5 protein-coding genes are annotated in these 6703 nt (G+C 62.2%); 3 read left to right on the top strand and 2 right to left on the bottom strand.

Going from position 1 to position 6703, the window contains the following annotated elements; genetic code table 11:
* Positions 1–10: 10 nt before the first annotated feature.
* The 3 genes from secD (at position 11) to Y703_RS0104785 (ending at position 5408) form a co-directional block, all read left to right on the top strand.
* Positions 11–1747, top strand: a complete 1737-nt coding sequence (secD, locus tag Y703_RS0104795; RefSeq protein WP_026551797.1) for a protein translocase subunit SecD — start codon at positions 11–13, stop codon at positions 1745–1747.
* Entirely contained in the window at positions 1748–2758 is a 1011-nt protein-coding gene (gene secF, locus Y703_RS0104790) for a protein translocase subunit SecF (RefSeq protein ID WP_026551796.1), read from the top strand. It begins immediately after the preceding gene.
* Between the two features lie 400 nt (positions 2759–3158).
* Positions 3159–5408: a RelA/SpoT family protein gene (locus Y703_RS0104785; RefSeq protein WP_051427320.1), complete on the top strand. Its 2250-nt coding sequence runs from the start codon at positions 3159–3161 to the stop codon at positions 5406–5408.
* Positions 5409–5470: 62 nt separating this feature from the next.
* On the opposite strand, the gene Y703_RS18020 is transcribed toward Y703_RS0104785, so the two are convergent.
* On the bottom strand, positions 5471–6094 hold the full coding sequence (locus tag Y703_RS18020) for a hypothetical protein (RefSeq protein ID WP_051427313.1): 624 nt from the start codon (positions 6092–6094) through the stop codon (positions 5471–5473).
* Positions 6095–6182: 88 nt separating this feature from the next.
* A partial coding sequence (locus Y703_RS21380) for a DUF349 domain-containing protein (protein ID WP_035763896.1) occupies positions 6183–6703 on the bottom strand: 521 nt, incomplete at its 5' end.

Genomic DNA, 6703 nt, shown 5'->3' with positions numbered 1-6703 from the left:
GAAATTCCACATGCCTCGTACCGGCCCAGGCACGGCAGCTAAACGAACTCTCGTTTGGCTTGGCGTTATGCTCGCTCTACTCGCGGTTCTCCTGGGCAGCGGGTCCATCTGGGGCAGCGCAAGCTGGAGCCCCAAACTAGCTCTCGACCTTGAGGGCGGCACCCAGATGATCCTCGCACCCCAGGTGCAGGGTGGCAGCGATGAGATTACCGAAGAGCAACTCGACCAGGCTGTGGAAATCATCAGGCAGCGCGTCGATGGCAGCGGTGTCGCCGAGGCCGAGATCAACACCCAGTCGGGACGCAACGTGATTGTCTCCCTCCCGGGTATCCCCGACGCCGAAACCCGTGATCTGATCCAGGCATCAGCGCAGATGGAATTCCGGCCAGTGCTGTTCGGTGGGCCCGGTCAGGCGCCAGCAGCTGAAACTCCGACGCCCGAAGAGGAGTTGCCCGCTCCGACGGCTGAACCCACCGACGCCAGCGATCCCAACTGGATCACCGCCGAAATTTTCGCCGAGTTCGAGGCGCTGGACTGCACCTCTCCCGAAGCGCTCGCCCCGGCAGAAGAGGCAGCGCCAGCTGATCAGCCGATGGTCGCGTGCGAGCCGGGCACCCAGGGCAAGTACATTCTTGGACCGGTTGAGGTACCAGGAACTGACATTGACTCAGCAGACTTCGGGATGCAGCGAGGTGCGCAGGGTCAGTCGCTGAACAGCTGGGCCGTCAACATTCAGTTCAACGCCGAGGGGAGCGATACCTTCCGCGAGGTGACGACGCGTCTGTTTGGCTTTGGTCAGGGCGATCCACGGAATCAGTTTGCCATTGTGCTCGACGGCACCATCATCTCGGCGCCCACCACCAACGCAGTCATCCCCGACGGTCGCCCATCCATTAGCGGTAGCTTCACCGAAGAGTCAGCGGCCGCGTTGGCGGAACAGCTGAAGTATGGTGCCCTGCCGATTAGCTTTGAAATCCAGAGCGAACAGCAGATTTCAGCTACCCTCGGTGCCGACCAGCTCAGGCTCGGTCTGGTCGCTGGCATCATCGGTCTGATCCTGGTTGCTGTGTACTCGCTCTTCCAGTACCGCATGCTGGGACTGGTCACCATCACCTCCCTGGTTGTCGCTGGTCTTTTGACCTATCTGGCGATCTGCATCCTCGGTTGGACCGAGAACTACCGGTTGTCCCTCGCCGGTGTGGCAGGCCTGATTGTTGCCATCGGCCAGACTGCCGACTCCTTCATTGTCTACTTCGAGCGAATCCGTGATGAGCTCAGGGACGGGCGCGGCCTGGTCTCAGCGGTCGAGAATGGCTGGCGCAGGGCTAAACGGACAGTTCTCGCGTCCAAGGCAGTGAACCTGCTTGCCGCCGTCGTGCTCTATTTTGTGGCCGTCGGCAACGTGCGAGGGTTCGCTTTCACCCTCGGACTGACAGCACTCGCCGACTTGATAGTCGTGTTCCTCTTCACCCACCCGGTCCTGCGCTTGCTGGCGCAGACCAAGTTCTTCGGGGAGGGACACAGATTCTCCGGTCTCGATGCGAAGAAGCTCGAGATCGCACCGCTGTACCGCGGTGCTGGGAGGATCAGGATGCCCTCTGCAACACCGCAGTCCGCTGCTCCTCGCAACAAGAACAAGGCAGTGTCGGGCGAGATCGCCCGCCGCACCACCATTGCTGAACGACGGCTCGCCGAGCAACGAACACTCGCCGCGCGAAGTAGTGGCACCGACCAGGAGGAAAAGTAAATGCGGGGCTTCAGCTTTGCCAAGTTTGGCAATGACCTCTACTCGGGCAAACTGTCCTACCCTTTCGTTGGCAAGCGCAAGCTGTGGTTCACCATTGCGGCTATAGTCGTTCTGGTATCCATTGTGATTCCCATCGTGAAGGGCGGCTTCAATCTCGGCATCGATTTCCGCGGCGGATCCGAGTTCACCGTCTCAAGCGTCCAGAACACCGACATTGCCCTGGGAGAGGAAGCGGTCACCGGTGTCGTTGCGAACGCCGTCCCGAGCGTCACCAATATCGCGCCCCAGACCATGCGCATCCAGACCGAGCGGCTGTCGGATGATGAAACGCTGAGCGTGCGTGATGCGTTGATCAGTGCCTATGAGGTCACTGATGAGGAGGTCACCACAAACTTTGTCGGTCCTACCTGGGGTGAGGACGTCAGCCGGCAGGCGCTCATTGGGCTGGTGGTCTTTATCGGTCTGGCTGCCATCTTGATGGCCCTGTACTTCAGGACCTGGAAAATGTCGCTCGCCGCGATGACCGCCCTGGTGGTAGTGATGACGGTGACTGCCGGTTTGTACTCGCTCAGTGATTTCGAGGTTACCCCGTCAGCGGTAATCGGCTTCCTGACGGTGCTGAGCTACGCCCTCTATGACACGGTGGTGGTCTTCGACAAGATCAGAGAGAACACTGCGGACCTGGATGTTTCGACGAAACGGACATTCGGTGAGCAGGTGAACCTGGCAGTCAACCAGACTCTGGTCCGCTCGATCAACACTTCTGTAGTCGCTGTTCTGCCCGTCGCGTCGATCCTGTTCATTGGCGCACTGCTGCTGGGCGCTGGCACCCTCAGGGACCTTTCCCTTGCCCTGTTCATCGGCATTATTATTGGCACCATTGGCACCATTTTCGTGGCCGCCCCCATGTATGCCTGGCTGCGGATGCGGGAACCGGACATCAAGCGGCAGGAGAAGCGGGTACTTCACCGCAGGTCGGTCGAGGCAGCAGAGACTGTAGCCACCAGCTGACACACGAATCACCGACGGCCGTGTCCCGAACCTGAAAACGGTTCGGGACACGGCCGTTTTTTTTGGATCAGCTGTTCGCCGCTGACGGATTGGTGCGCCGCGGTTTGGTTTACCCGTCTAAACTTGACTATGCGTGCCGGAAAAGTGGCACGATGTAATTCTTTTCGGCCGGCCAACGGCTGAGGAATCGGGGTAGTACGTGGCAGAAGCCAGTGGTCCAGCGGAGCGGCCAGACACGGACAGCCGTGCGGAGCGCCCGGGAGCAACCTCACGCCCATCCACTGCACAACTTGAGCAGGTACCGGCACCTCCGGTGACTACACCGTCCGGACGCACCCAGGATGGCGCAGCGGCATCGGCGGGTTCAGCGCCGTCGGCAGCGAGCGCAGACCACGGCGCTCTGCCGGAGCGAAAGAGCCGGAACCGTTCCAGGCTCGCCAGGCTCACTGGCAGGGCATCCAGTGGCTATTCGCCGGTCCTCGAACCGCTGCTGCGGACCGTCAGGGCCAACAACCCCAAAGAGGACCTCGACCTCATTCAACGAGCGTATCTCGTCGCCGAACGGAGCCATGAGGGCCAGAAGCGCAAGAGCGGCGACCCGTACATCACCCACCCCGTGGCAGTAGCGACAATTCTTGCCGAGCTCGGTATGACCGGCACCACGCTCGCTGCCGCACTGCTCCACGACACGGTCGAGGATACGGCGTGTACGCTCGACGACATCAAGCGAGATTTCGGCGCTGAAGTGGCGATGCTCGTTGACGGAGTCACCAAGCTGGACAAGGTGTCGTTCGGCGACGCGGCCCAGGCTGAGACAGTCCGCAAGATGGTCGTCGCCATGGCCAAAGACATCCGGGTACTGGTGATCAAACTCGCCGACCGGCTCCACAATGCCCGCACCTGGCGTTTCGTGTCACCCGAGTCGTCGGCGCGGAAGGCCCGCGAAACGCTTGAGATCTTCGCCCCACTGGCTCACAGGCTGGGGATGAACACCATCAAGTGGGAACTGGAGGACCTGTCCTTCGCCGCACTCCACCCGAAGGTCTACGAAGAGATTGTGCGGATGGTGGGGGACCGCACCCCCGAGCGGGAAAAGCACCTGTCGGTGGTTCGCACCCAGATTGGCGAGGATCTTCGGTCGGTCAAGATCAAGGCGACGATCACTGGGCGTCCGAAGCACTACTATTCGATCTACCAAAAGATGATTGTCCGTGGCAAGGACTTCGATGACATCCATGACCTGATGGGCATCCGGGTGCTGGTGGATAGCGTGCGGGACTGCTATGCCACGCTGGGCCAGCTCCACGCCCGCTGGAACCCGCTCCCCGGCAGGTTCAAAGACTACATAGCGATGCCGAAGTTCAACATGTATCAATCGCTGCACACCACTGTCATTGGTCCCGGCGGACGCCCGGTGGAGATCCAGATCCGCACCTACGATATGCACCGCCGGGCAGAGTACGGTGTCGCAGCGCACTGGAAGTACAAGGGAGCCGGCGGGAAAGCGGGCGACGGGCCAGACAACAGTGATATGGGCTGGCTGAGAAGCCTCGTCGACTGGCAGCAGGAAACGTCCGACCCCGATGAGTTCCTGGACTCGCTGCGCTTCGAAATTAACGCGCGGGAGGTATTCGTCTTTACCCCGAAGGGGGAGGTGATAGCGCTACCCGCCGGTTCGACGCCAGTGGACTTCGCCTATGCGGTTCACACCGAAGTGGGTCACCGAACCATCGGAGCCCGGGTCAACGGCAAGCTGGTCCCGCTGAACAGCGAGCTGAACCATGGCGACTGGGTAGAAATCTTCACCTCCAAGGCCGAGGGCGCAGGGCCCAGCCAGGATTGGCAGGGGTTCGTCAAGAGCCCAAGGGCGCGCAACAAGATCCGGCAATGGTTCACCAAGGAGCGCCGCGAAGAGGCAATCGAGAAAGGCAAGGAACTGCTCACCCGCGCGATGCGTAAGCAGAACTTGCCGCTGCAGCGCATGATGACCCACGACGCCCTGATGGCCGTGGCCCAGGAGCTCAGGCACGCAGACATTGCTGCCCTGTACGCCGCCGTCGGAGACGGACACTCGTCGGCGCAGAACGTGATCGAACATCTGGTCCGCCTGATGGGCGGCAACGAGGGCGCCGAGGAGAGCATCGCCGAGACGGCAATTGCCACCTCACCGCGACGGCCCAAGTTCTCAGACTCAGGGGTGACGGTGCGCGGTGTCGGCGACGTGTGGGTCAAAATTGCCCGCTGTTGCACGCCGGTACCGCCGGACCCCATCATAGGATTTGTCACTCGAGGTTCAGGCGTCTCAGTGCACCGCGACGACTGCCGCAACGTCGAAGAGCTGCGTGACCAGCCGGACCGGATTGTCGAGGTCGAGTGGGCGCCCACCCAGTCGAGTGTGTTCCTGGTGGAGATCCAGGTCGAAGCCCTGGATCGGAAGAGCCTGCTGTCCGACGTCACCCGGATCCTTTCCGAGAACCACGTCAACATTCTCGCCGCAAGCGTCAATACCTCAACTGATCGGGTAGCGCTGTCACGGTTTGCCTTCGAAATGGGTGATCCCAAGTACCTGACCCACATCCTCAACGCTGTACGACGGATCGACGGCGTGTTTGACGTGTACCGCACCACCGGGGCCCAGCGCAGGCTCTAGGTGGGCCCGGTCCCGTCGGGTCCAGGCCGGGTTCCCACGACCGGGTGCCCAGGCCGTGTTCCCTAGGCTGTGTGCATGGCGGTCTGCAGGCGAGCCAGTGCCCGGTTCTTGCCGGGGACGCGTCTCGTTGCCTCAAGGGCCCTGACCACGAGGACCAGGTCGCAGGACAGGGCTGGCGCCTTGGCCAGCCTGATGAGGGATTGCACTGCCCAGGAATCGTGGCCGTGGACTGCTACATCCAAGGCCGTCCGCAGCGGTGAGGTAACGCCTACTCCACCGATCACCTGCACGTCGCAGGGTCCCAGCGCCACCTGGTGCATCAGCGCGTCGCTGAACGGGGGCAGCGCGGTAGTGCGCCGTCGGTGGTCAGTCACCAGGTTCACCGTCTCGGGTAGGGCAGCGCAGCCGTACACCCAGGCGGCGCTCTGGCGGGCGAGAGCCACCTTGGTGCGCAACTGCTCCGGGACACAAAGGATTGCTGATTGAGCGCGGGAGGGTGGATCGAGATGGTGATCCGCTCGCGCATAGGCTTCACCGCACACCCGGTTCAGTAGCCCATCGATGCGCATCGCCTGTAGTTCAGCGCTGCTGAAAATGTCGTTGGCGCGGAACAGGGAGCCACCGGATGACGTGACCGGCTCACCCCTGTTTCCCGGGGGAGCCGCGCTCGGGCGATTCACTTGCATAGCCCAAGCATTCCGATGTCGGGCTTAAAGCGGAAGCCCCGGCGTCTGGTTGTGGATAACCAGCCGCCGGGGCGTCAGCTCGCGCCGTCTAGGAGAAGTCCTGCGCCGACTTGCGGAGCATTTCCATCCATTGTTCGCGGGCTGACAGCGCGTCCCTGGCCGCAGCGATGCGCTTCGCGTCGCCGGCCTGCTCGGCCGCGCCCAGATCGTCCTGAAGCGCGGCGATCGTGGCTTCGAGCTGACTCAGCGCACTGTTAGTGCGAGCCTGGGTCTCGGGGTTGGTCCGCTCCCAGTGGGCGTCATCGGCAGTCTTCACAGCATCCTCGACCGCACGGATCCCAGCCTCAATGCGTCCCATGTCAGCGCGTGGCACCTTGCCTGCCTCTTCCCAGCGATCACGGATTGACTGGAGGGATTTCTTCGCCGTCGCCAGGTTCTTGATCGGCAGGAGCTGACTGGCCTCAACGAGCAGGGCTTCCTTGACGACCAGGTTCGCGCCGTACTCCTCGTCAATAGCCTCATTGGTGGCTTTCCGAGCGGTGAAGAACTTGTCCTGGGCTGCCCTGAAGCGAGCCCACAGGGCGTCGTCGTCCTTGCGGCTGGCCCGCA

Source organism: Arthrobacter sp. H20 (assembly GCF_000520515.1).
In the GTDB taxonomy this organism is placed as follows: Bacteria; Actinomycetota; Actinomycetes; order Actinomycetales; family Micrococcaceae; genus Arthrobacter_D.
The sequence above is the reverse complement of the archived record's forward strand: the minus strand, read 5'-3'. Positions and strand labels throughout refer to the sequence as shown.

Excerpts from the sequence above, each read along its gene's own strand:
- secD (WP_026551797.1), top strand. The coding sequence starts at position 11 with ATGCCTCGTACCGGCCCAGGCACGGCAGCTAAACGAACTCTCGTTTGG.
- secF (WP_026551796.1), top strand. The coding sequence starts at position 1,748 with ATGCGGGGCTTCAGCTTTGCCAAGTTTGGCAATGACCTCTACTCGGGC.
- Y703_RS18020 (WP_051427313.1), bottom strand. The coding sequence starts at position 6,094 with ATGCAAGTGAATCGCCCGAGCGCGGCTCCCCCGGGAAACAGGGGTGAG.